This is a genomic window from Aeromonas sp. sia0103 (assembly GCF_963895295.1).
Classification (GTDB): Bacteria; Pseudomonadota; Gammaproteobacteria; order Enterobacterales; family Aeromonadaceae; genus Aeromonas; species Aeromonas encheleia.
Window position 1 is genome coordinate 450,938 of record NZ_CAWQKG010000011.1, and the last position, 23,280, is coordinate 474,217.

At 65.7% G+C, this 23,280-nt stretch carries 23 protein-coding genes; 7 read left to right on the forward strand and 16 right to left on the reverse strand.

Features of this window, described 5'->3' with window-relative positions; translation table 11 throughout:
• Positions 1-149 precede the first annotated feature (149 nt).
• Positions 150-965, reverse strand: coding sequence for a HAMP domain-containing protein (locus AACW18_RS04840; protein WP_218387972.1), 816 nt, complete (start codon positions 963-965; stop codon positions 150-152).
• A 134-nt stretch (positions 966-1,099) separates the two neighbouring features.
• Complete coding sequence (gene bioA / locus AACW18_RS04845; RefSeq protein ID WP_218387973.1) at positions 1,100-2,374, reverse strand: adenosylmethionine--8-amino-7-oxononanoate transaminase; 1,275 nt, start codon at positions 2,372-2,374, stop codon at positions 1,100-1,102.
• A 195-nt stretch (positions 2,375-2,569) separates the two neighbouring features.
• On the opposite strand from bioA, the gene bioB reads away from it, so the two are divergent.
• From bioB to htpX, 5 genes are all read left to right on the forward strand, one after another.
• Positions 2,570-3,688 (forward strand): biotin synthase BioB, encoded by a 1,119-nt coding sequence (bioB, locus tag AACW18_RS04850; RefSeq protein WP_218387974.1) that lies wholly within the window; start codon positions 2,570-2,572, stop codon positions 3,686-3,688.
• Positions 3,685-4,896 carry an aminotransferase class I/II-fold pyridoxal phosphate-dependent enzyme gene (gene bioF, locus AACW18_RS04855; protein WP_256351761.1) on the forward strand — a complete coding sequence of 404 codons (1,212 nt, stop codon included), beginning with the start codon at positions 3,685-3,687 and terminating at the stop codon, positions 4,894-4,896. Before bioB ends, bioF begins: the two co-directional genes overlap by 4 nt.
• Positions 4,889-5,722, forward strand: coding sequence for a malonyl-ACP O-methyltransferase BioC (gene bioC, locus AACW18_RS04860; protein WP_218387975.1), 834 nt, complete (start codon positions 4,889-4,891; stop codon positions 5,720-5,722). Before bioF ends, bioC begins: the two co-directional genes overlap by 8 nt.
• 165 nt (positions 5,723-5,887) lie before the next feature.
• Complete coding sequence (gene bioD, locus AACW18_RS04865; RefSeq protein WP_218290074.1) at positions 5,888-6,568, forward strand: dethiobiotin synthase; 681 nt, start codon at positions 5,888-5,890, stop codon at positions 6,566-6,568.
• 113 nt (positions 6,569-6,681) lie between these two features.
• Positions 6,682-7,554: a protease HtpX gene (htpX, locus tag AACW18_RS04870; protein WP_042651327.1), complete on the forward strand. Its 873-nt coding sequence runs from the start codon at positions 6,682-6,684 to the stop codon at positions 7,552-7,554.
• Between the two features lie 112 nt (positions 7,555-7,666).
• Here the strand turns inward: htpX and AACW18_RS04875 are convergent, their stop codons facing one another.
• From AACW18_RS04875 to AACW18_RS04905, 7 genes are all read right to left on the reverse strand, one after another.
• Positions 7,667-9,469, reverse strand: a complete 1,803-nt coding sequence (locus AACW18_RS04875) for an MOSC N-terminal beta barrel domain-containing protein (RefSeq protein WP_218387976.1) — start codon at positions 9,467-9,469, stop codon at positions 7,667-7,669.
• A gap of 245 nt (positions 9,470-9,714) precedes the next feature.
• Positions 9,715-9,930 (reverse strand): YdcH family protein, encoded by a 216-nt coding sequence (locus tag AACW18_RS04880; protein WP_050718646.1) that lies wholly within the window; start codon positions 9,928-9,930, stop codon positions 9,715-9,717.
• Between the two features lie 272 nt (positions 9,931-10,202).
• Positions 10,203-10,793, reverse strand: a complete 591-nt coding sequence (locus AACW18_RS04885; protein WP_218290078.1) for a hypothetical protein — start codon at positions 10,791-10,793, stop codon at positions 10,203-10,205.
• A gap of 11 nt (positions 10,794-10,804) precedes the next feature.
• Positions 10,805-12,151 carry an MATE family efflux transporter gene (locus AACW18_RS04890; RefSeq protein WP_218290080.1) on the reverse strand — a complete coding sequence of 449 codons (1,347 nt, stop codon included), beginning with the start codon at positions 12,149-12,151 and terminating at the stop codon, positions 10,805-10,807.
• Positions 12,152-12,277: 126 nt separating this feature from the next.
• The gene (locus AACW18_RS04895) at positions 12,278-14,101 is read right to left on the reverse strand and encodes a SulP family inorganic anion transporter (protein ID WP_042651332.1); all 1,824 of its coding nucleotides are present in this window, start codon (positions 14,099-14,101) and stop codon (positions 12,278-12,280) included.
• 70 nt (positions 14,102-14,171) lie between these two features.
• Positions 14,172-14,762 (reverse strand): nucleotidyltransferase family protein, encoded by a 591-nt coding sequence (locus AACW18_RS04900; RefSeq protein WP_218387977.1) that lies wholly within the window; start codon positions 14,760-14,762, stop codon positions 14,172-14,174.
• Positions 14,762-15,025 carry a GNAT family N-acetyltransferase gene (locus tag AACW18_RS04905; RefSeq protein WP_218387978.1) on the reverse strand — a complete coding sequence of 88 codons (264 nt, stop codon included), beginning with the start codon at positions 15,023-15,025 and terminating at the stop codon, positions 14,762-14,764. The genes AACW18_RS04900 and AACW18_RS04905 overlap by 1 nt, the downstream gene beginning before the upstream one ends.
• Before the next feature lie 146 nt (positions 15,026-15,171).
• On the opposite strand from AACW18_RS04905, the gene cysM reads away from it, so the two are divergent.
• Positions 15,172-16,074: a cysteine synthase CysM gene (gene cysM / locus AACW18_RS04910; RefSeq protein ID WP_218387979.1), complete on the forward strand. Its 903-nt coding sequence runs from the start codon at positions 15,172-15,174 to the stop codon at positions 16,072-16,074.
• Between the two features lie 83 nt (positions 16,075-16,157).
• On the opposite strand, the gene AACW18_RS04915 is transcribed toward cysM, so the two are convergent.
• The 4 genes from AACW18_RS04915 to AACW18_RS04930 form a co-directional block, all read right to left on the reverse strand.
• A complete protein-coding gene (locus AACW18_RS04915) occupies positions 16,158-17,342 on the reverse strand; it encodes an iron-containing alcohol dehydrogenase (protein ID WP_218387980.1) in 1,185 nt (394 codons plus the stop codon).
• Between the two features lie 73 nt (positions 17,343-17,415).
• Complete coding sequence (locus AACW18_RS04920; protein ID WP_218387981.1) at positions 17,416-17,919, reverse strand: hypothetical protein; 504 nt, start codon at positions 17,917-17,919, stop codon at positions 17,416-17,418.
• On the reverse strand, positions 17,909-18,487 hold the full coding sequence (locus tag AACW18_RS04925; RefSeq protein ID WP_218387982.1) for a TetR/AcrR family transcriptional regulator: 579 nt from the start codon (positions 18,485-18,487) through the stop codon (positions 17,909-17,911). The genes AACW18_RS04920 and AACW18_RS04925 overlap by 11 nt, the downstream gene beginning before the upstream one ends.
• Positions 18,488-18,496: 9 nt before the next feature.
• Complete coding sequence (locus AACW18_RS04930) at positions 18,497-19,930, reverse strand: coniferyl aldehyde dehydrogenase (protein WP_218387983.1); 1,434 nt, start codon at positions 19,928-19,930, stop codon at positions 18,497-18,499.
• 210 nt (positions 19,931-20,140) lie between these two features.
• Here AACW18_RS04930 and AACW18_RS04935 point away from each other — a divergent pair, with 210 nt between their 5' ends.
• Positions 20,141-20,434, forward strand: a complete 294-nt coding sequence (locus tag AACW18_RS04935) for a hypothetical protein (RefSeq protein ID WP_218328791.1) — start codon at positions 20,141-20,143, stop codon at positions 20,432-20,434.
• A 59-nt stretch (positions 20,435-20,493) separates the two neighbouring features.
• On the opposite strand, the gene AACW18_RS04940 is transcribed toward AACW18_RS04935, so the two are convergent.
• The 3 genes from AACW18_RS04940 to AACW18_RS04950 all read right to left on the reverse strand — a co-directional run bounded on the left by AACW18_RS04940 (position 20,494) and on the right by AACW18_RS04950 (position 23,278).
• Positions 20,494-20,943, reverse strand: a complete 450-nt coding sequence (locus AACW18_RS04940; protein ID WP_218290092.1) for a C40 family peptidase — start codon at positions 20,941-20,943, stop codon at positions 20,494-20,496.
• Positions 20,944-21,061: 118 nt separating this feature from the next.
• A complete protein-coding gene (locus tag AACW18_RS04945) occupies positions 21,062-21,976 on the reverse strand; it encodes a hydrogen peroxide-inducible genes activator (protein ID WP_042651340.1) in 915 nt (304 codons plus the stop codon).
• Positions 21,977-22,312: 336 nt separating this feature from the next.
• Positions 22,313-23,278 carry an alpha-L-glutamate ligase-like protein gene (locus tag AACW18_RS04950; protein ID WP_042651341.1) on the reverse strand — a complete coding sequence of 322 codons (966 nt, stop codon included), beginning with the start codon at positions 23,276-23,278 and terminating at the stop codon, positions 22,313-22,315.
• Between the last annotated feature and the right edge of the window lie 2 nt (positions 23,279-23,280).

Consider the following 23,280-nt stretch of genomic DNA (forward strand, 5'->3'; position numbering starts at 1 on the left):
GGCCGGATGGGGCCATCTGGCTGGGGGTGGAGAGTGCAGGCGCGCAGGCAGGGGGCGGATGGGGTGACAGGGCTGTCGGATCCTCTGTCGGGGCGGCCTCATGGTGCCGCTCCTTATTAGATAGCCAAGCTGCCGGGCCGGTACGCGGACTAGCCGCGCTTCTGCTCGTCCTGCTCCGGATGGGGCACCGGGCGCTTGCCGAGCTGGCGCTCCACGCTGTCGAGCATCTGGTTGTAGGCCAGCGCGACCCGGCCTATCTCGTCCCCCTCATCCCCTTCCAGCCGATGACCGAACTCATGCAGATCGGTCGCCTCCTCCATGGAGCGGGTCAGCTGGTTGAGCGGGCGCACTATCCAGGTGCGGATGGCCCAGAGGGTCAGCAGCAGGCCCAGCCCGAAGATGACGGTGAGGCTGAGCGCCGAGGTGAGGATGTTCTGCTCGACCCGGGTGAACAGGCTGTCGAGGGAGTAGTCGAATCGCACCGCCCCCAGCACGGTATTCTCCGGCACCTGATGGCAGCTGGTGCAGTCGGTGCCGCGAAAATCTTTCTTCGCCAGCAGCGGGCGGGTCACCACCAGCCGGCTGTGCATGTTGTCGTGCACCACCTCCAGGCTGCCCTTGCCCGCCAGCGCCAGCGCATCGAACCTGTCCTTGGGAGCCTCACTCTCGCGGCCTGGCCCGTACTGCTTGTTGACCGGCGCCCCGCGCACTATGCGGGCATCCTCCACGTGGGCGTGCTCCATGAACTTGTGGCGCAGGGTATCGCGGGCGTCCATCTTGCCGGTCAGCATCAGCATGTTGAGGCTGTCGAAATATGCCTCGGTCTGCTCGTGGCTCTGCTCCTTGATGAGGGAGAGGATGAGGTCACGCTCGCGCACCGCCTGATAGGCGGCGGAGAACACCAGCACCATGGAGAAGATGAACAGCAGGAAGAAATTGATTTTGGCAGCGATGGAGAGGCGCATGGGAACGGTACATCTGTTGGGTAAAACCCGCGCAGTCTACCCTTCTCGTGCGCAGGTTTTTGATGAGTTGCTCACATTCTGATGAAAAAGATTCAAAAGACCCCGTCCGATCGAGCGGGGTCTGTTGTGACTGATCAGAACTCGCCGTCGTGGATGGCCTGCCCGATGGCCCTGGTCAGCACGCTCAGCTGCGCCGGGCTGATGACGAAGGGAGGCATCAGGTAGATGAGCTTGCCAAAGGGCCGGATCCATGCCCCCAGCTCGACAAACTTGCGCTGGATGCGCGCCACGTCCACCCGCTCCTTCATCTCCACCACCCCGATGGCGCCGAGCACTCGCACATCGGCCACTGCTGGGTTGAGGGTGAGCCGTACCAGCTCGGTCCTGAGCTGATGCTCGATAGACTGCACCCGCTCCTGCCAGGGGGAGGCCAGCAGCAGCTCGATGGAGGCATTGGCGACCGCACAGGCCAGCGGATTGGCCATGAAGGTGGGGCCGTGCATGAAGACGCCGGCCTTGCCATCGCAGATGGTGTGGGCCACCCGCTCCGTGGTGAGGGTGGCGGAGAGCGTCATGTAGCCGCCGGTGAGCGCCTTGCCCAGACACATTATGTCGGGGCTGATGCCCGCCCAGTCACAGGCAAACAGCTGGCCGGTGCGGCCGAAGCCGGTGGCGATCTCGTCGGCGATGAGCAGGATGCCGAACTCGTCGCACAGGGCGCGCACCCACTGCAGGTAGCGGGGGTGATAGAAGCGCATGCCGCCCGCCCCCTGCACTATGGGCTCGAGCACGATGGCGGCGATCTCCTCGTGGCGATCCGCCACCAGGCTGGCGAGCTCCACCACGCAGTTTTCGTCCCACTGGGCGTGGAAGCGGCAATCGGGAGCCGGGGCGAACAACTGCTCCGGCAGGAAGCCCCGGTAGAGCTCGTGCATGCCGCCATCGGGATCGGTGACGCTCATGGCGCCGAAGGTGTCGCCGTGATAGCCGCCGCGCAGGGAGACAAACTTGGTGCGCGGCTGATCCTTCGCGTGCCAGTACTGCTGGGCCATCTTGAGCGCCACCTCCACCGCCACAGATCCGGAGTCGGCCAGGAAGACCCGATCCAGCCCGGTCGGGGTGATCTCCACCAGCTTGCGACACAGCTCGACGGCGGGTGCATGGGTCAGGCCGCCGAACATGACGTGGGCCATCTTGCCGAGCTGGGCATGGGCCGCTGCATCCAGTTCCGGCACCTGATAGCCGTGCACGCAGGCCCACCAGGAGCTCATGCCATCCACCAGCTCGCGGCCGTCGCTCAGGGTGAGGGTCACGCCTTTGGCGCTGGCCACCTCGTAGCAGGGCAGGGGCTGGGTGAGGGAGGTATAGGGGTGCCAGATGTGGTGCAGGTCGAATTCTTGATTGGTCATTTTGTGTTCTATTGTCAATTAATTTGATCTGGTCGGTGTTGACAGTCTACGCGCGCTCTCTACACTAGCCAACAATTTCAGCCACTTGGCTTGGCCCTCCCGTTGCATTGACGAGGGCGGCCGGTGGCGGGTTTGGCGGTCTGCCCGGCAAGGATGCGGACCGGCGGATCCCCTTCATCACAGGAAGCCATCCCCATGCATGCTCTCTCGACGGGCGCCTCAGCCCTGCGTCACGACTGGACTCACGACGAGGTCCAGACGCTGTTTGCCCTGCCGTTCAACGATCTGCTGTTCCAGGCCCAGACCATTCATCGCGCCCATTTCGATCCCAACGAGGTGCAGGTGAGCACCCTGCTCTCCATCAAGACCGGCGCCTGTCCGGAGGATTGCAAGTATTGCCCCCAGAGCGCCCGCTATCATACCGGACTCGAGGCCGAGCGGCTGATGGAAGTGGAAAAGGTACTGGAGCGGGCCCGCGAGGCCAGGGCCAACGGCTCGTCCCGCTTCTGCATGGGGGCCGCCTGGCGCAACCCCAGGGAGCGGGACATGCCCTACATACTGCAGATGATCGAGGGGGTGCGCGGCCTCGGCATGGAGACCTGTATGACCCTTGGGATGCTCACCGCGGAGCAGGCCTCCCGCCTCGGCGCCGCCGGGCTCGACTACTACAACCACAACCTCGACACCTCCCCCGAGTTTTACGGTGACATCATCACCACCCGCACCTATCAGGACAGGCTCGATACCCTGGAGCACGTGCGCGGCGCCGGCATGAAGGTGTGCTCCGGCGGCATCGTCGGCATGGGGGAGCAGGCGCGGGATAGAGCCGGCCTGCTGATCGCGCTCGCCAACCTGCCGCGCCACCCGGAGAGCGTGCCCATCAACATGCTGGTCAAGGTGAAGGGCACCCCGCTGGAAAACGAAGAGAACCTCGACTCGTTCGAATTTATCCGCACCATCGCCGTGGCGCGGATCATGATGCCGGGCTCCCACGTGCGCCTCTCGGCGGGACGGGAGAAGATGAACGAGCAGATGCAGGCCCTCTGCTTCATGGCGGGGGCGAATTCGATTTTTTATGGCTGCAAGCTGCTGACCACGCCGAACCCGGATGAAAACAGCGACATGCAGCTGTTCAAGCGGCTCGGCATTCGCCCCGCCCAGCGCCCCCAGAAGCCGGATGCGGTGCAGACCGAGGAGCTTGAGGCCGAGCTGCTGGCCCAGGCGAGGCGCGCCCCCGGGGTCGACGATCTGTTCTATGACGCCACCCGCACGGCGCCGTCCCGCGCAACACAATCTGCCGCCGAATCCTCATGAGTGCCGTGCTCACCTCTGCGGCGCGGGGCCCCTTCGCGCTGGGTGAGGCGTTGGCCGCCCGCGAGCGCGAGGCCCTGCGCCGGTGCCGCACCCCGACCGAGGGTGGCAGCGGCGCCCGGCTGCGGGTCGGCGGCCAGGACTATCTCAACTTCTCGGCCAACGACTACCTGGGGCTGGGGGATGATGCCGCCATCAAACAGGCGTTCAAGGAGGGGATCGATCGCCATGGGGCCGGGGCCGGCGCCTCGCCGCTGGTGACCGGCTACAGCCGGGCCCATCAGGCGCTGGAGGAGCAGATCGCCGACTGGCTGGGGCTGGAGGCGGTGCTGCTGTTCAACTGCGGCTTCTCGGCCAACCAGGCGGTGCTCAAGGCGCTGCTTGGCAAGGAGCACCTGCTGTGGCAGGACAGGCTCAACCACGCCTCCCTGCAGGAGATGGGCAGCCAGCTGCCCTGCAGGATGAAGCGCTTCCCCCACAACGACATGGCCGCGCTGGCGCGCCAACTCGAGTCGGGCAAGGGGCTCATCGTCTCCGAAGGGGTGTTCAGCATGGACGGGGATCAGGGGCCCTGGCGCGAGCTGAGCGAGCTGGCCGCCCGGAGCCGCAACTGGCTGATGATCGACGACGCCCACGGCCTCGGCGTGCTGGGGCCAGAGGGGCGCGGTACCCTGGCGGCCCAAGGGGTGAGCCCGGCTTGCGTCCACATCCAGATGGGCACCTTCGGCAAGGCGCTCGGGGTGGCCGGCGCCTTCGTCGGCGGCAGCCGCGAGCTGGTGGAGTACCTGGTCAACTTCGCCCGTCCCTATGTCTACAGCACCCACATGCCCGCCGCCCAGGCTTGTGCCGTGAGCCAGAGCATAGCGCTGGTGCGGGGCGCCGATGAGGCGCGCGCCCATCTGCAACAGCTGATCCGGCGCTTTCGGCAGGGCGCCGGCCAGCTTGGCTGGACGCTCGGGGCTAGCGAGACCCCGATCCAGCCGCTGCTGGTGGGAGAGAGCCGGGCGGCCCTGCAACTGGCCGAGCGGCTGCGCGGGGCTGGCCTCTGGGTCGGTGCCATCCGGCCACCGACGGTGCCGGCGGGCACGGCGCGGCTGCGCATCACCCTGAGTGCCGCCCATAGCGAGCAGGAGATCGATCGCCTGCTGGACGGCCTGGGTCAGGCCGGGATTGAACCAATCCAAGAGCAAGGGGAGGCCAAGCATGCATGACGCCTTCCAGCGGGTCGACAAGGTGCAGCTGGCGCGCCGTTTCGGCGCCGCGGCCCACCGATACGACGCCCATGCCCAGTTCCAGCAGGAGGTGGGGCAGGCCTTGCTGGCCAGGATGCCGGACGGGGCGAGCGATTCGAGCCTGGCCGGTGCAGGCCTGGCGCACCCAGGGGGGTTGCCCGAGGCTGGGCTGGATCTCGGCTGCGGCACCGGCTTCTTCCTGCCCCAGCTGGCCGGCCGTTGCCGGCGGCTGCACGGGCTGGATCTCGCCCCCGGCATGCTGCAACAGGCGGCCCTGCGCGGCAGCGGGGCCCAGCTGCTGTGTGGCGATGCGGAGCGGCTGCCCTTCGCCGATCAGAGCCTGGACTGGGTCTTCTCCAGCCTGGCCCTGCAGTGGTGCGAGCGACCGACCCAGGCGTTCGCCGAGTTGCACCGGGTGCTCAAGCCCGGTGGCCAGCTGCTGTTCTCCACCCTGCTCGCGGATTCGCTCTGGCAATTGCGTGAGGCCTGGCGCACGGTTGACGGCGCTGCCCATGTCAATCGCTTCCTCAGCCTGTCACAATTGCAGCACGCCATCGCCGCCGGGGGCTTCGGCGCCCCCGCGCTGGAGTGCCTGACCTGGTCGCTCGCCTACCCGGAGCTCAACGGCCTGTTGCGGGATCTCAAGGGGATAGGCGCCAGCCAGATCAACGACGGGCGTCGACCCGGGCTCGGCAACCGCCAGCGCCTGCAGCGCCTGAGCCTGGCCTATGAGCGCCACCGCCAGCCGGACGGCCTGTTGGCCGCCAGCTACCAGGTCTGCCTCGGGCGCGTGATCCGCAGCTAAACCACCCGTCCCACGGATCTCGCCGGGGACAGATCCGCAGGCGTACCGCCTGTGCCCGAATAGATAACGCGCGGGTGGACAGGCCAGGACCTGCCACCCCTGTTGAGAGCATGGCTACGCGGGGGCGCCGGTCTGGCGTCACCCGATGTGCGTTGAGGAGTCATCATGGTCAAATCATTTTTCATCACCGGCACCGATACCGACGTGGGCAAGACGCTGGTCGCCCGCACCCTGCTGCGGGAGTTCGCCGCTCAGGGCATTCGCTGCGCCGGTTACAAGCCCGTCTCGGCAGGCTGCGCCCGCACCGCCGAGGGGCTGCGCAACCAGGATGCCCTTCTGCTGCAGCAGGCCGCCAGCCTGGCGCTGCCCTATGAGCGGGTCAACCCCTTCGCCTTCGAACCCCCAATCGCGCCCCATATAGCCGCGCGGGAAGTGGGCGAGACCATCAGCCTGAGCGGCCTGTCGGCGGGCCTGCGAGAGATAGAGCAGGCCGGGGCCGAGCTGGTGATCGTCGAGGGGGCGGGGGGCTGGTTCCTGCCGCTGGACAGAAACCACCTGCTGTCGGACTGGGTCAAGCAGGAGAACCTGCCGGTGATCGTGGTGGTGGGGGCCAAGCTCGGTTGCCTCAACCATGCGCTGCTCACCTTCGCCGCCATTCGCCACATGGACCTGCCGATCGCCGGCTGGGTGATCAACCGGCTGAGCGACGGCATGAGCCACTATCAGGAGAATCTGGAGACCCTGAGGGGCTTGCTGCCGGCGCCGTTTTTGGGTGAAATACCCTTTGTAAACAATCCACTCGAGGCGGATCTGCGAGGGTGTCTGGATATTTCACCCCTGCTCTGAGGCTGACATTCAGCAAACATTCATCGGATCTATCTATTATCTGGAGCTGGTGTGGTATCGGGCCGACAATGGATCGGCCCGGACCGTGCGTCTATATCTCACAAGGAGTCAATATGAAGCGAATTATGCTATTCCTGGTGACCAACCTGGCCGTCATGCTGGTGCTGGGGGTGGTACTCAATATCCTGTTCTCGGTTCTGGGGATCAACAAGTCCAGTATTTCCGGTCTGTTGGTGTTCTGCGCCGTGTTCGGTTTTGGGGGTTCCTTTATCTCCTTGCTGATGTCCAAGTGGATGGCCAAGCGCAGCTATGGTGTCCAGGTCATCGAGCAACCCCGTAACGAGACAGAACACTGGCTGGTGAGCACTGTGGCCCGTCAGGCCCGCGAGGCTGGCATCAAGATGCCGGAAGTGGGGATTTACGACTCCCCCGAGATGAACGCCTTCGCCACCGGTGCCCGCCGCGACGATTCGCTGGTGGCCGTCTCCTCCGGCCTGCTCTACAGCATGAGCCGGGACGAGGCGGAAGCCGTGCTGGCCCACGAGGTGAGCCACGTGGCCAACGGTGACATGGTCACCCTGACCCTGATCCAGGGGGTGGTGAACACCTTCGTGATGTTCTTCGCCCGCATCGTGGCCGGCGTCATCAGCAACTTCTTCAGCTCCAACAACAGCGAAGAGAGCAGCAGCTCCGGTGGCTTCGCCTACATGATCACCGTGTTCGTGCTGGAGATGCTGTTCGGCGTGCTGGCCTCCATGATCGTCATGTGGTTCAGCCGTCAGCGTGAGTTCCGCGCCGACGCCGGTGCCGCCAAGCTGGCCGGTCGCGACAAGATGATTGCCGCGCTGCAGCGCCTCTCTCGTGGTGCCGAGCCGCAGATGGAAGGGGCCATGATGGCCTTTGGCATCAACGGCAAGCGCTCCGTGAGCGAGCTGTTCATGAGCCACCCGCCCATCGAGCAGCGCATCGCCGCCCTGCGTGGCTGATAGCCAAACGCGATAAGAAAACGGCTGCCTCAGGGCAGCCGTTTTCGTTTCTGTGGTCCGGTGGTTCGGGCCGGGCTCCCGCCCCCTGGCTTATCGCGGCACGATCATCAGATTACTTGATCACCAGATCGGTCAGCGGCACGGCGCAGCAGGTGAGGATCTTGCCCTCGGCCCGCTCGGCCGCGGTGATGGCCGGCGCCTCCGAGTGATCCACCTCGCCTTCGAGCAGGGTCTGCTTGCAGCTGCCGCAGATGCCGGCGCGGCAGCTCCAGGGCAGCTCCACTCCCTGCTTGTGGGCCTGATCCAGCACTGTGCCCTGGTTGTTGCCGGCGAAGCTCTTCTCGCCGATCCGCAGCTGCACCACCTGATGGGGACGGGCCACCGAGAGGATGGCGCCGCCGAAGCTCTCCTGCCGGATGCGCTCGGCGGTGACCCCCTGCTCCTGCAGCAGCCTGACCGCCTCGCTCATAAAGCCGTGGGGGCCGCACAGGAAGATCTCCCGTGCCAGCAGATCCCTGACCTGCTCGAGGTGCCCCTTGCCAAGGCGACCGCTCATGCCCTGCCAGTGACCATCGGGCTGGCTCAGGATCAAGGAGAGTTGCATGCCGGCAAGGCGTAGGGCGTGCAGCTCGGCGGCGGCCGGGATGTCGGCTTCGCTGCGGCACAGGTGCATAAAGTGCACCTCCCCGAGTTCATGTCTCAGATGCAGGGTGCGGGCGATGGCCAGCATGGGGGTGACGCCGGAGCCGGCCGAGAGCAGCAGCAGCTTGCGCTCAGTGCCCAGATGGAAGTCACCGGCCGGGGCCGCGGCCAGCAGGCTGTCCCCCACACGCAGCTGATGGTGCAGCCAGGGGGAGAGGCGGCCATCGCCGAGTCGCTTGACGCTAATGCTGTAGCGATCCGGCTGATCCGGGCTGGAGCTCAGGGTGTAGCGCCGCTGCAGCCGTTCCCCCTTGATGTCGAGGCTGATGGGCAGGTGCTGACCGGGCAGGTAGTCGGGCAGGGGCTCGCCATCGGCCGCCTCGAACCAGAAGGTCTCCAGATCCCGCGCCAGCGGCTCACGGGCGACGCAGATCAGCGCCCTCTTCTGCGGCGCCGCATTGGGGTAAACCGGCGGGCGGGTGCGTTCCAGCACCTCGATCTCGCTGCCGGCCTCAATCCAGCCCTCATTCAGCGCCACCAGGTTCTGGCCGAAGTAGACCTCCCCATCCTCGCCACGGCGATAGCGGGTGAGGGTGGCGAGCGGCTCTTTGAGGGCGTTGAACCTGTCGCTGCCCGGCTCCACCGTGGTCATGATGCAGCGGCTGCAGGGCTTGGCCACCCGAAACTCCACCTCGCCGATGCGGATCCGCGTCCAGCCATCCTCCTCGAACGGCCGGGTGCCGCTCGCCACCAGGTTGGTGCGAAACTGGCTCATCTGGTGCAGGGCATCGGATCTCAGGTTGAGGTCGTCGAGGGATCCCTGGCCGATGAGCAGCAGGGGATAGCCGTCGGCGAAGCTGACCCTGGTGCCGGTCTTGGTTCTGAAGCGATCGGATTTCTCCCCCAGCCAGAGCAGCCGGACCGGCTCGCCGGCGACCCGGCTCAGCCACGCATCGGCCTGCGCCGTGGTGTGCAGGGCGCTGAAGCTGTCGCTCCAGACGCCGGTGGCCTGCGGGGCCCGGCTGAATGCCTGCTCCAGCAGGCTGAGGGGATCCTGGCCCGGGTAGCGCAGCAGCAGGCCGCCCTCGATGGGGGTGGCCACCACCAGCTGCAGCTGGGGATGGGTGCGGGCGGTGATGAAGCTGCCGTCCGGCTTGACCACCATGTAGCGGCGATCCCCCAGCAGACCCTCTTCGGTCACCAGGGCGCGGGTCAGTGGCATGCCTGCCGTCGATTTGATGGGATAGAGATGAATGCTGTCGAGCCTTGGCATGTCCGGGTCCTTGTAACGTGGCGAGAGGGCGACGGGGCGACTCCCACCCGGCATGCTCGGGCGACGAGGCCGGCGCGGGTCGGGGAGTGCAGAGAAGGGAGATGTTACCCGGCTTGGCGGCACCAACCAAGCCCTGAGAGAGCAGGATTTCCAGGGAACCTGATGGCGGTATGGCGGGCAATAAAAAGCCCGGCATACAAGCCGGGCTGGGGGATAAGTTGCTTATCCGGGTATTCGTCGAGGCGTCAGTGTGGATGTTGTTTGAGGATGTCGTATATCTCCTCTTTCAGTTTAAGTTTCTGTTTTTTCAGATCCTTCACCTCGGAGCTGTAATCGCTGGCGTGATGCTTTTCCAGTTTTCTAATCTCCGCATCCAGGTCGTTGTGCAAGTCAAACTTCTGCTGGAAATGGACATCACTGCTCTTCAGTTTCGAGATGAGATCTCTGTACTCAGGGAACATGTAATGAAGCCTCCTTGTTGTCGTTTGATTGTGCCTTGACCTTCAAAGTACCCCTAACCCGGGCTAAGAAATGTGATCCAACTCAAATTCGGGAGCAATGATTCATCGTGCCGGGGAGTCTGCGTTTAACTGCTTGAATCGCAACCTGATAAGGGATTTATGAGTAAGCATTCGCGCGTAAAATTGCGATACTCATCACAACTTTACGCTGGCATGACTGCCGCGGGCAGCAAAAAGGGGCACAGGGCCCCTTGTTGCGATGCAGAGGAGGATTACTCCTTTTTCTTTTTCTTCTCGGGCAGCGGTTTGCCGTCACGGGCGATCACCTTGCCCACCTCGAAGCCGATCTGGGCCGCCAGCTCTTCCAGATCCGGTGCCTTGGCCTCGTTGCCGATGGCGTACTGGTAGTTGGCGATGGTGATCTTCTCGGCCACCGGGGTGCCGGGCACTATGGGCTCACGCCAGCCCTGGCCCACATGGGCGACCAGGGTGCCGTCCATGATGAGCTCGCCGACGATCTCCTGGGTCGGGATGCCCTTGCCGTAGGTGAGGGCCTGAGGATGTTTCTTGCCGACCAGGGGGGCGGTGCTGGCGGGCAGCAGCCTGGTGCGGATCAGCCACTTGGGATCCTTGTGCTTGCCCAGCGCCTTGCCGGTCTGGTACTCGTTGATCTTGATGGTCTTGATCATCTGGGCCATGAAATCCTTGGTCAGCGCCTTCTGCGCCTCGCTGCTCTCATCGATGGCGATGGGGGCCACATACCAGGTCTGGGGGGCGGGTGCCTTGGGGGTTTTGGGGGCGGTCTGCGCCATGGCCAGGGGGCTGAGCAGGATGGCCGCCAACAAGAGTCCGATTTTCTTCATCATGATTCCGCTTATGATTCCACGAGGATTTTGTTTTGCCAGCGGCGACTGCGCCAGCGCCAGAACATGGCCAGACCGCGCACCCACTCATCGCAGGCGAGCGCCAACCAGATGCCGACCAGCCCATAGCCTTGCATGATACCAAGGAAATAGGCGAGCGGAACGGCAATGCCCCACATGGAGACGAGCGCCATGTAGAGCGGGAAACGGGCATCCCCGGTGGCGCGCAGGGCGTTGATCACCACCAGGTTGAAGGTGCGGCCGGGTTCGAGGATGAGGCTGATGAGGAACAGCTGCGCCACCTGGGTGATGATGTCGGGGTCGTCGGTGAACAGGCTGATGATGGCGCGCCCGTTCAGGGCCGCGGCGATGGCGATCAGGGTGGTGACGATGAGGCCGAGCTTCAGGCTCTTCATCAGCTGCTTATAGGCCTGCTCGAAGCGGCGGGCCCCCGCCAGATGGCCGATGATGATCTCGTTGCCAAGGCCGATGGAGAGGCCGAACAGCAGGATGAACAGGCAGATCTGGAAGAAGTAGGACTGGGTCGCCAACGCCTTGTCGCCGAGCAGGCCGACGAAGGCGGTCACCACCATGAACTGCAGCATCCAGGAGAGGTTCTCTCCCGCCGCGGGCAGGCCTATGTGCAGCACCTTGTCCAGCATGACCTTGCTGGGGCGCAGGATCTCCGGCAGACGCAGGCGGATGCCGGTCTTGCGTCCCACCAGCCACACCAGCAGCACCACGCCGACGATGCGACCCGCCACCGTGCTGATGGCGACCCCGGCCACCCCGAGCTGGGGCAGGCCGAACCAGCCGTAGAGCAGCAGCAGGTTGCCGACGAAGGTGATGAGGTTGACGGTCAGGGTCACGTACATGGCCTGCCGGGTGTGGCCGTGGGCACGCAGGGTGGCGGCCAGGCAGAGCGCCGCCGCCTCCGGCAGCAGGCACAGGCCGATGATCTGCAGATAAAGAGTGGCATCGCCCATCAGGTGGGCCGGCAGGTTCATCAGCGCCAGCATGGTGCTGGCACCGGCCATGACCCCCACCGCGGCCACCAGTCCCACCAGCAGGTTGAAGCCGATGGCGGTGTGGATCACCACCCGCGCCTTCTCCCGATCGCCTGCCCCCAGATACTGGGTGATCACCACGCTGGTGCCAATGCTGACGAAGCTGAACAATGTGATGGCGAGATCGAACACCTGGTTGCCGACCGCCAGCGCCGCCACCCCCTGATAGGAGACATGGCCCACCATGAAGGTGTTGAGGGCCCCGGTCAGGAAGTGCAGGGCGAGATCGATGAACAGTGGCCAGGTCAGGGCGAAGAGGGTGCCCGGGCCCGCGTGGGATTGAGTCTGCATGGCATATCCAAATAGCAATGATGGCCCTCGTCAGCGCCATCTGGACGGGCATTTAACACCAAGAGTCTGAGCGGTGCAATGGCTGACCCCGTCATCCGGTGGGGAGGGTGGGGCCGCCGATCCGGCTCAGGCCGGGGCCGAGCCTGCCTCCTGCTCGCAGGGCAGGGTCAGCCGCGCCGAGTCCGGCAGCGCCTCATCCCGGGGCCAGCGAGCGAGCTGGCTGTCGGTGGTGCTCTCCACCACCTCATCGTCCTTGAACACCGGTTCGCGGTAGCTGCGGGTCATGCGCAGCGCCTGGTACATGTCGGGATAGAGGGTGATCCCCTCGTCGCCGACCCGGATCCCCGCCTGCTGCAGCCAGTGGGTCATCTGGCCGTGACGACCGGCCATCACCATGTGGATGCCGCGGCGCTTCAGCTCCTTGTGCAGCTCACCCACCATGCTCATCACGCTGATGTCCTGGTGGGTGAAGCAGGCGACGGCGTCGATCACCAGGCACTTGGGATTCTGGGGATCCTGCACCAGCAGCGCCAGCACCCGCCGCTTGAAGTAGGGGGCGTTGAAGTAGGTGAGCGGCGAGTTGAAGCGATAGACCAGGATGCCGGGGATGGCCTTGGCCTGTTCGTTGTCCCCCAGGGTGCGCACCACCCCCTCGTCATCCATGCCGAGCAGCTGATCCGTTGGTCGCATCACGTTGCGCAGGAACTGGAACAGGCCGAGCAGGACGGCGAGGGTGATCCCCGGGATGACCCCCATGGCCAGCACGCTGACGAAGGTGATGAGGGCGAGCCAGAAGGCGGCGCGGTCGGAGTCGCGCAGCCCCCAGAGGCCGCGAAAGTCGGTCAGCGACAGCGAGGCCATCACCAGCACCACGCCGAGGGCGGCGGTGGGGATGTACTGCAGCGGCGCCGTCAGGTAGAAGGTGACCAGGGCGATGATGAGGGCGGCGATGATGGAGACCAACTGGCTCTTGCCGCCGTTGGCATCGTTGACCGCGGTGCGCGAGTCGGCGCCGCTGATGGCGAAGCCCTGGGAGAGGGCCGAGGCCAGGTTCGCCATCCCCAGCGCCCGGAACTCCTTGTCCGCATCTATCTCGTAGCCATTCTTGGCGGCGAAGCTGCGGGCGGTCAGCATCATGGAGACGAAGCTCACCATGGCCAGGTTGAGGGCCGGCAGCACCAGCTCACGCATCAGGCCGGGGGGGAACTCAGGCACCTGAAACTCCGGCAGGCCTGAGCCGATGGTGCCCAGGGTGGCGATGCCGAAGCGGCCGAGATCCAGGGCCCACACCAGGGCTGCCGTCACTATCATGGCCACCATGGAGGAGGGCCAGGCGGGCCTGTAGCGCTTGGTCAGCACCAGGGTCAGCAGGGCCGTCAGGCTCATGGCCAGGGTCGGCAGGTGGGTCTGGGTGATGTAGCTGGCACCGTTGAGGATGCGCTCTATCAGGTAACGCTCGCTGAAGGTGAAGCCGAAGATCTTGGAGAGCTGGCCCACCATGATGGTGATGGCCACCCCGTTGAGCAGCCCCATCAGAATGGGGCGGGAGAGGAAGTCTGCCAGCACCCCCAGCTTGAAGCGGCTGGCGATGAGGCACCAGAAGCCGGTCATGGCGGTCATGGTCATCACCAGCTGCCATTGCAGGGTGGCGTTGCCGGCGGCGAGGGGGGTCACCACGGCGGCGATGACGGCGCAGGTGGCGGCATCCGGGCCGACGATGAGCTGGCGGGAGGTGCCAAACAGCGCATAGACCAGCATGGGCAGTATGCAGGAGTAGAGGCCGACGATGGCGCCCACCCCGGCCAGCTCCGCATAGGCGATGGCCACGGGCAGGGCCACGGCGGCCACCGACAGGCCGGCGCGAAGGTCCGGCATCAGCCAGGCCCGCTGATATTGCAACAGGGCGGCGAGGCCCGGCAGCCAGCGTTCGAGAGAGAAGAAGTCGCGCATTAATTAACCCATTGAGTCATATAGATCTTTTTCTTAGTTTGCCCATGCATGGCGGGGCATTGCAACGGCGTTATGGCCACTCGACCTCAAGGTTCGGCCAGATGGATTGCCAACCCTTGTCCTGCACCCGTTGCACGAATACCTGGCTGTCCTGGCGGCATCTCGGGTTAGCGCTCACTCGCAGCGACCAGTTGTGGCCAAAGCCGTGGGGTGCCAGCCATTCAAACTCATCGTTGGCCAGCAGCCTGACCCCGATGCAGGTGGGGATCTCCACCCAGTGACTGAGCGCTTCAAGACTGCTGGCAAAGGGGGGCACCTGCTGGCGGTGATGCATGCGCGCCTGATTGCGCACCTCCCAGCACTGCCCTGGCAGCCTCGCCGCCAGCCAGGCCTCGTGCGCCGCCTCGGCCAGCCCTTGTTGATCCCCCTGGTCCAGATAGATGAGGTCGATGTCGTTGAGCGGAGTCGGCACCGTTTTCTGATGCAGGTGATCCCAGATCAGATTGCGCACGAAGCCGGCGCCCAGCGCCCAGTCGGGCAGAGACAGCTCCCGCGCCGCCCGCAGGCAGGCCATGCGCATGGGATCGGCGCGCAGCAGATCTTCAGTGCGTGCCTGGAGGCGCCTCTGTTCGGTCATGGCCGAGGTGGCGGTGGCGTACATCAACTTTTCCCGCCATGGCGGCGCAACCAGACGTCGACATAGCTGCAACTGGCCACTATGGTCAGCCCCTGCGCCTGGCACCAGTCATGGAAGCTGCGCGCCAGCCGATCGGCGATCCCCTGTCCCCTCAGCTCGGAAGGCACCTGGGTGCTGTGCGCATCGACCGTGCTCGCATCCAGCCAGCGGTAGCTGAGCCGCGATGTCTTGCCGTCCACCACGCAGATGAACTGCTGCTGGTCGGGTTGATGAAGAATGTCGCTCATGGGGGCTCCTCAAAGGGTGGGGAAGGGGTATCAGAGCATGCTGGCCGGACTTTGCCAACCGTGCTCTTTGCCGGCCGATGATGCTCGCTTACACTGGCCGGCCGGCGAGCGGTTCGCTAGGCAAGGTATAGAACAGTTAGCAGAGGATGGATCCCCTTATGGCCTTCGCCACCCTGGACAGCCTGATCGGCAATACCCCGTTGCTGCGTCTGCAGCGCATCAATCCCCCTTCAGGGGTGACGCTGCTGGTGAAGCTGGAGGGCAACAACCCCGCCGGCTCGGTCAAGGACAGGCCGGCCCTGAACCTCATCAAGGCGGCGGAGCTGAGTGGCCGCTTACTGCCAGGCGCTAGGCTGATCGAGGCCACCTCCGGCAACACCGGCATCGCCCTGGCCATGGTGGCGGCGGCCCGAGGGTACAAGATGCGGCTCGTCATGCCGAGCAACATGAGCCAGGAGCGGCGGGACGCCATGCAGGCCTACGGCGCCGAGCTGGTGCTGGTGGAGGATGGCATGGAGGGGGCGCGGGATCTGGCGCTCGCCATGGAGGCGCGCGGCGAGGGGCTGGTGCTGGATCAGTTCAACAACCCGGCCAACCCGGATGCCCACTATCAGTCGACCGGCCCTGAGATCTGGCGCCAGAGCGAGGGGGCAATCACTCACTTCGTCTCGGCCATGGGCACCACGGGCACCATCATGGGGGTCTCTCGCTATCTCAAGGAGCAGAACCCGGCGGTGCAGATAATCGGCCTGCAACCGGCCGAGGGGAGCCAGATCCCGGGTATCCGCCGCTGGCCCGCCGCCTACCAGCCCGCCATCTTCGAACCAGAGCGGGTAGATCGGGTGCTGGATGTGACCCAGGACGAGGCGCTCACCATGATGCGCCGGCTGGCGCGGGAGGAGGGGATCTGCTGCGGGGTCAGCTCGGGTGGCGCCGTGGCGGGGGCCCTGCGGGTGGCGGCCGAGCTGAGCCAGGGGGTGGTGGTGGCCATCATCTGCGATCGGGGGGATCGCTACCTCTCCACCGGGGTGTTCACGCCGCCGGCCTGACTCCTCATGTCATCAGCTGTGAGCCGATGCCAGGCAGCATACCGGCATCGGCAGTGCTCTCGCCTCGGCCCGCCGATCCTCCTCTATTCCCACACCTGCTCCAGCAGCGCCAGCAGTTGCTCCCGATCTGCATCCTTGCGGTTATAGAGCAGGGCGCCGTCGTTGATGGCGAGATCCCGGATCTCGCTGAGCACGGCTCTGTCGGTCACCCCTGCCTCCGCCAAGGTACGCGGCAGCCGCACCGCCTGCCACAGGCTGTCGCGCAGGATGCACAAGGCATCCAGGCTGGCCTGGGCTCGCATGGCGGCGGGGGTGGCCGCGAAGCGCTCCGCCCCCACCAGGGGCAGCAGCAGGCGGGCCAGCTCCTCATCGATGCCGGGCCTGTTGTAGTCGAGCACCGTGGGCAGGAACAGGTTCATGCACAGGCCGTGGGGCAGATGGCAGCGGGCCCCCAGGCTGTGGCCCAGGGCGTGTACCAGCCCCACCATGGAGTTGGAAAACGCCATGCCCGCCAGGGTGGAGCCCTCCGCCAGTTGCAGCCGCAACGCCGGATCCTGCGGGCGCACCAGCACCTGCGGCAGGGCGTCGGCGATCTTCTCCACCGCCATCAGGGCCAGGGCGTCGCTGACCGGGTTCTTGGCATTGCCGATGAAGGCCTCGATGGCGTGGGTCATGGCATCCATGGCGGTGGCGGCGGTGATGGACAGCGGCAGCCCCTGGCTGAGGCGCGGGTCCAGTACCGCCAGCTGGGGCAGCAGGAAGGGGGAGGTGAAGGGCAGCTTGCGCCCGCTCCCTTCGTCCCGGATCACCGCCACCTGGGTGACCTCGGAGCCGGTGCCGGCGGTGGTGGGCACCGCCGCCAGCGGCTTCAATGGCCGGGTCAGACAGCCGGCCCCGGCGTGATCCAGCAGCCGCTCTCCCCCCAGGCTGGCGAGGATATTGACCGCCTTGGCGGTATCGATGACGGAGCCGCCGCCGAGCGCCACCAGGCTGTCACACCCCAGCTCCCGGTAACGGGCGGCGATGCGCTCCACCACGGCGGTGGAGGAGTCGGCCGGGATCTCGTCCCAGCAGGCGGCCACCGGCAGCCCGCCCTCGGCCAGCACCTGGCTCAGCAGGGTGGCGAGCCCGCTGCCGCTGACCCCCTTGTCGGTGAGCAGCAGCGGGCGGGTGGCCCCCAGCGCCATCAGCTCGCCGGCCAGCTGCTCCAGTGCCTGCTCCCCCGCCATCAGCTTGACCGGGCAGAAGAAATCATAATATCGGCTCATCTCGTCACTCCTGGTACTCGGTCAGTTCAAAGGATCCTGCAAGGCAATGGCCCCAGCCTGTGGTGGCCGGTACTCAGCCGCTCAGCAACCCCAGGTAGATGCGGCCGGCACGGCTCAGCTTGTCGGCGGGATCCGGATAGTGGCGCAGCAGTGGCCGCACCATGAAGGCGGGCAGGATTAGGGACTGCAACTGCTCCAGCCCGCGCACCAGGTGCATGGCGGCCGTGATATCCCCCTCCACCAGCAGCCGGTTCTCGCAGAAGGCCTGATTGATGCCGAGGCGAAAGCTGAGCACCCGGAAGGCGATGGCGGGGTGCTTGAAGCAGACTCGCAGCGAGTGGGGCGCCGGCGTGGCGGGGGCGCCGCAGCGCCAGCGTCCGGCCACTTTATGGAGAGTCAGCCCATGGCGCAGTCCATGTACCTCCAGCCGGATGCAGAGCCCCTCGGGCAGGGGGGCCAGCTCGCGGCGCACCGCCTCGTCGACCCGGGCGGCGCGGCACAGGGTGCGGCCGATGATCCAGAGCAGGGCGATGATCCAGCCGCGGCGACCGGCGGCGAGCAGGGCATCAGGCGTCATGGCGCCCCCTGGCGATGGCGGACCAGAACAGGGCGAAGGCGCTGGCCTGCCAGTCGGGGTCTCCTCCCAGCTCGGGCTCGTCGACAAACAGCGAGGCACAGGCCAGGAACTGGCTCTGGCATACCTCCAGCATCAGGGCCGGGGGGGCTTGTCTCAGCTCGCCACTGGCCAGCCCCTGGCTCAGCAGCTGTGGCAGGAAACCCAGGGTGTCGCGCAGGATCTGGCTGCGCAGCGGCCGCGCCAGCAGGGGGGAGTGGAAGAACCCCAGCACGAACTTGAGCTCGTGGGGGTGGGCCTGCATCCAGTCCATCGCCTGGTGCCAGTAATGCCTGGCCTGCTCCTCGAGCGGCAGGGCCGGGTCCGCCTCGCGGATGGCGGCGCCGAGGCGCTGCTTGATGTCCTGATAGAGCTGCTGGATCAGCAGCTCCTTGCTGGGAAAGTGGTGAAACAGGGTGCCGTTGGCCACTCCGGCCGCCTTGGCGATGCGGGCGGTGGCGGCCCCTTGCAGGCCATCTTCGGCGCACAGGGCGAGGGCGGCATCCAGGATCTGGCGGCGCTTGTCGGTCATGGTGCTCTCCTAGCGCAGGAACAGGGCCATCATCAGCCGCTGGTACCAGCGCCGATAGGGGGGGTGGATCAGGGCGCCGGTGCTGAACCGGCCACGGCTCAACACCGTCTTGGCCTTGGAGAAGGTGAGAAAGCCCTCGTGGCCGTGGTAGTGCCCCATGCCGGAGGCGCCGATGCCGCCGAAGGGGGCATCGTCCGCCGCCACCTGGAACAGGCTCTCGTTGATGGCCATGCCGCCGGCGTGGGTCTCCCGGATGAACCGCGTCTGCAGCGCCGGGTCCAGGCTCATCAGATAGAGCGCGAGGGGGCGGGGCCGCGCCGCTATGTAGGCGAGCGCCTCGTCGAGGCTGTCGTAGGGCACCAGCGGCAGCAGGGGGCCGAAGATCTCCTGCTGCATCAGCTGGCAATGGCCGGGCACCTCGGTCAGCAGGTGGGGCACCAGCCGCCGGGTGGCATCGTCCCGGGCGGGGGAGGCGCAGGCATGGAGCTGGGCCCCCGCCTGCTTGGCCTCCGCCAGCCAGGCGGTGAGGCGCTCATACTGGCGGGCATTGATGATGGCGCCGTAATCCGGGCTGCCGAGTCCCTTGGGATAGAGTCGGCTGAAGTGGCGCTGGTAGGCCTCGATGAAGGACTGTTCCTGCCCCCGCGGCAGCAGCACATAATCGGGGGCCACGCAGATCTGGCCGGCGTTGAGGCTCTTGCCGAAGATCATCCGCTCCACCGCCAGGGCCATCGGCATGTCGGGGGCGATGAGGCAGGGGCTCTTGCCGCCGAGCTCCAGGGTGAGCGGGGTGAGCTGGGGGGCCGCCGCCGCCATCACCTGCCGCCCCACCGCGGTCGAGCCGGTGAACAGCAGATGATCGAAGGGCAGGGCGCTGAAGGCGGCCGCCAGCTGGGCATCCCCCTCGACGACGATCAGCTGCTGTTCATCGAACACCTCCGCCAGCAGGGTGCGCAGCACGGCATTGGTGTGGGGGGTGAACTCGGAGAGCTTGAGCATGGCGCTGTTGCCGGCGGCGATGGCGCTGATGAGGGGGCCCAGGCTCAGCATCACCGGGAAGTTCCAGGGCACCATGATGCCGACCACGCCGAGCGGCTGGTAGTGAACCTCGACCCTGGCGGGGGCCAGCAGCAAGCCGGCGTGACGGCGCTGGGGCTTCATCCAGCGCCTCAGCCGCTTCTGGCTGTAGTTGATCTGCATGACGCAGGGCAGGATGTCGGCGATCAGGGAGTCGTAGTCGCTGCGCCGGCCATAATCCCGGGCCAGGGCATCGCACAGCCCCTGCTTGTGGGCGAGCAGGCTGCGCTTGAGTTGCAGCAGCCGGGCGCTGCGCTCGCCGTGGCTCGGCATGGGGTGAGCCTGGTACGCCTGCTTGAGACGAATGAGCCGCTCGGCCAAGGCAAACTTGTCGGTCGGGGGGGATTGCAACTGTCTCGCTTCCATGGAGGCTCCGCTCAAGATTTGGCCGACTGATTAGTCGGTCCAAATGTACTGCCTGGTTACAGCTTTGTAAACAGGGGGCTGGGGTTGCGTTGAGGGAGCGGGAGCCAGGCGGCCCGAACTGTGCTCAGCGCCACAGTTCTGGGGGGCCGAGGTTGGCTGGCTATCCAATAAGGGATAGTTTTTATTATCCATCCAGAGAGAGAGCCGCACATGACAAGGGAACTGCACAGCCTGTTGACCCGGCTGGACGATGTGATCGAGCGTATGCCTGACTGTTTCAACACCTATGAGTTTGCCCAGAAGCTGGCACTGCAACATCAGCGCGAGTTCTTCGCCGCGGGTCACTCCCTGGCGGAGCAGGAGGGACGCCTGCTGCAGGTGCTGCATCAGAAGATTGCCGAGGCGCTGGCCGGCAGCGACAGGGTGATCGAGGGCGCCCTACTGCCCTGCGTCACCCCCTGGGGGGAGCGGGCGGTCTCGCCGCGCTGGCACCGCAAGCATTGAGTCGTTGAACGCGAAAACGAAGAAGGCCCGTCAGGGCCTTCTTCGTTATGGACGCTTGGCTATTGGGTCAGCCGGCGCGCCTGCCAGTAGCGGCTGTTCCAGTAGACGTTGTCGAGCCGGGAGCGGATCACCCCCTTGCTGGTGGAGGCGTGAATGAACTCCCCCGCACCTGTGTAGACGCCGACGTGGTACTGCTGCCAGCCGGTCTTGAAGAACACCAGATCGCCATATTGCAGGCGGTAGCGATCCACGGGTCGGCCCAGATTGGCCTGGGACTCCGTGGTTCTGGGCAGCTCGAAGCCCAGCACCTGGCTGTAGGCGAGCTGGGTGAAAGCGGAGCAGTCGAGGCCGGCGCGATTGGTGCCGCCCATGCGATAGGGGACGCCACGCCACTGCTGGTAGAAGCCGTCGAAGGCCCCGCTCTGGCGGGCAGGGGGGGCTGGCTCGGGCGTACTGGAGCAAGCGGCCAGCAACAGGACCAGCAGGGGCAGCAGCAACGTGCGAAACATCGGGACTCCTTCGATAGGGCACGCGACTCATGATAGCCAGTGTTTCTGCCTGGAACCTGAACGCAGATAACAAAATGGCCTGGCCGGTGCACAAAATGCGCAACCGGCCAGCGGCGGTTCAGCTCGCCGGCTTGGGCTCGATCAGAGGCGAGAGCAGCTCGGCGATCTTGTAGAAGGTCTGCACCCGGGTGGTGCTGGGGCGCCACACCAGGCCGATCTCGCGATAGGGCTTCTCCCCCGGCAGGGGAATGGCCACCAGATCCGAGTTCTCGAGGATGCCGGCGTCGATGGCCATCTGCGGCAGGAAGGTGGTGCCAAGGCCGGCGCCGACCATCTGCACCAGGGTGTGCAGGCTGGTGGCGGCGAACGGGTTGATCTTGCTCTTGTCCCGCAGCCGGCAGGCGCTCACCGCGTGCTCGGTCAGGCAGTGCTCCCGCTCCAGCAGGAAGATGCTCTGGTTGGGCAGCTCCTTGTAATCGAACGGCATGTGCAGGCCCGCCGCCATGTTGGATGGCATCACCATGTGGAAGGGATCCAGCCCCACCGTTTTGCTGTGAAAGCCGCCAATCTCCACCGGTAACGCCAGGATGAGCAGGTCGAGCTGACCCTGCTCCAGCTGCTTGAGCAGATTGGTGGTGGTGTCTTCCCGCAGCAGCAGCTCCAGATCTGGATACTCCTTGCCGCACACCTGCAGCAGCTTGCTGAGCAGGAAGGGGGCTATGGTGGGGATGCAGCCGAGCCGGACCGTGCCGTGCATGACGCCGCCCTGCTGCTGGCCGAGCTCCATCAGATCGCGGGCATCGGAGAGCAGGTTGCGCGCCCGGGCGACTATCTCCATGCCGACCGGCGTCATGATGAAGCTCTTGTGGTCACGCTCCACCAGTTGCAGATTCATCATGTCCTCCAGGGTCTGGATCCCGGTGCTCAGGGTCGACTGGCTGACATGGCAGGCCTTGGCGGCGCGATTGAAGTTCTTGTGCTCGTCGAGAGCGACCAGATATTGCAGCTGTTTCAGGCTGGGCCAACGTTGCATAGGGGGAATCCGATCGTTGCTATCTATTTGATTTAATTAATCTACCATCGGGAGGGCGGTTTGTCGCCGACATTAGGCGCCATCCTGTCCCCTGGCAGAGGCTTGCGTCACTCAGCGCTAGGGCCAAGAGGCAAGGCCCCATGGCGACCTTAAGCGCCACTGCCCCGGAGCTTATCGCCTTCCCGCCCCCCGTTGAAGCGGCGCGGCCATGGGATGTGATGGCGATCGGCCTTCCCGGAACGCCACGTACTGGCCGCGGGTGAACCCGGGCGCCGGCCATAAAAAAACGCGCCAGGGGCGCGTTTTTTGCGAGTCGGGCAGCTGGGCTACCTAGCTCTACTCATCGAAGATGCCGAAGTGATCCTTGGCGAAGTTGACGCGCTGCTCCACGTTCATCTTGACCTGACCCAGCTTCTCTATGGTCTTGAGGTTGGGCACCAGGCCGCGGCCGTTGGCGATCTGGATGGCGAGACCGGGACGGGCGTTGAGCTCCAGCAGCATGGGGCCGCGGAACTTGTCGAGCACCATGTCGGTGCCGATGTAGCCAAGCCCCGACATCTCGTAGCAGGAGGCCGCCAGGGTCAGCAGGGTGTCCCAGTGGGGCACCTTGAGATCGTACAGATCGAGGCCGGTATCGGGGTGGTGGCGCAGCGGATTGCCAAACTGGACCGCCCGCAGCGCGCGGCCGGTGCGGATGCACAGGCCGACGCCCACGGCGCCCTGGTGCAGGTTCGCCTTGCCATCGGAGGCCGAGGTGGAGAGCCGCATCATGGCCATCACCGGGAAGCCCTTGAAGATGATCACCCGGGCATCGGGCACCCCTTCGAACGAGTAGCCGTCGAACACATCATCGAAGTTGATGAGGCCTTCCACCAGCGCCACGTCGGGCTTGCCACCCAGCGAGTAGAGCCCCGCCAGGATGTTGGAGACATGGCGCTCCAGATCCTGACCGTTGCAGGCGCTGCCGTTCGGCTTGTAGAACAGGCCGTCTTCCTGGCGCAGGATCACCAGGATCCCCTTGCCGCCGGAGCCACGGGCCGGCTTGATGCAGAAGCCCGGCCACTCCTTGACCAGGGTAGTGATCCGGCCCACATCGTGCTGCTCGCGGATGGTGCCGATAAGCTCGGGCACCGTCACGCCCGCGTCCAGCGCGATGCGTTTGGTCTGCAACTTGTCATCCACCAGCGGATAGAGGCTGCGCGGGTTGTAACGGCTGATGTAGGAGTGGTTGCGCTTGTTCATGCCGAGGATGCCTGCCTGGGACAGGCTCCACGGACTGGTGTATTTTTCCCAGAACCACATCT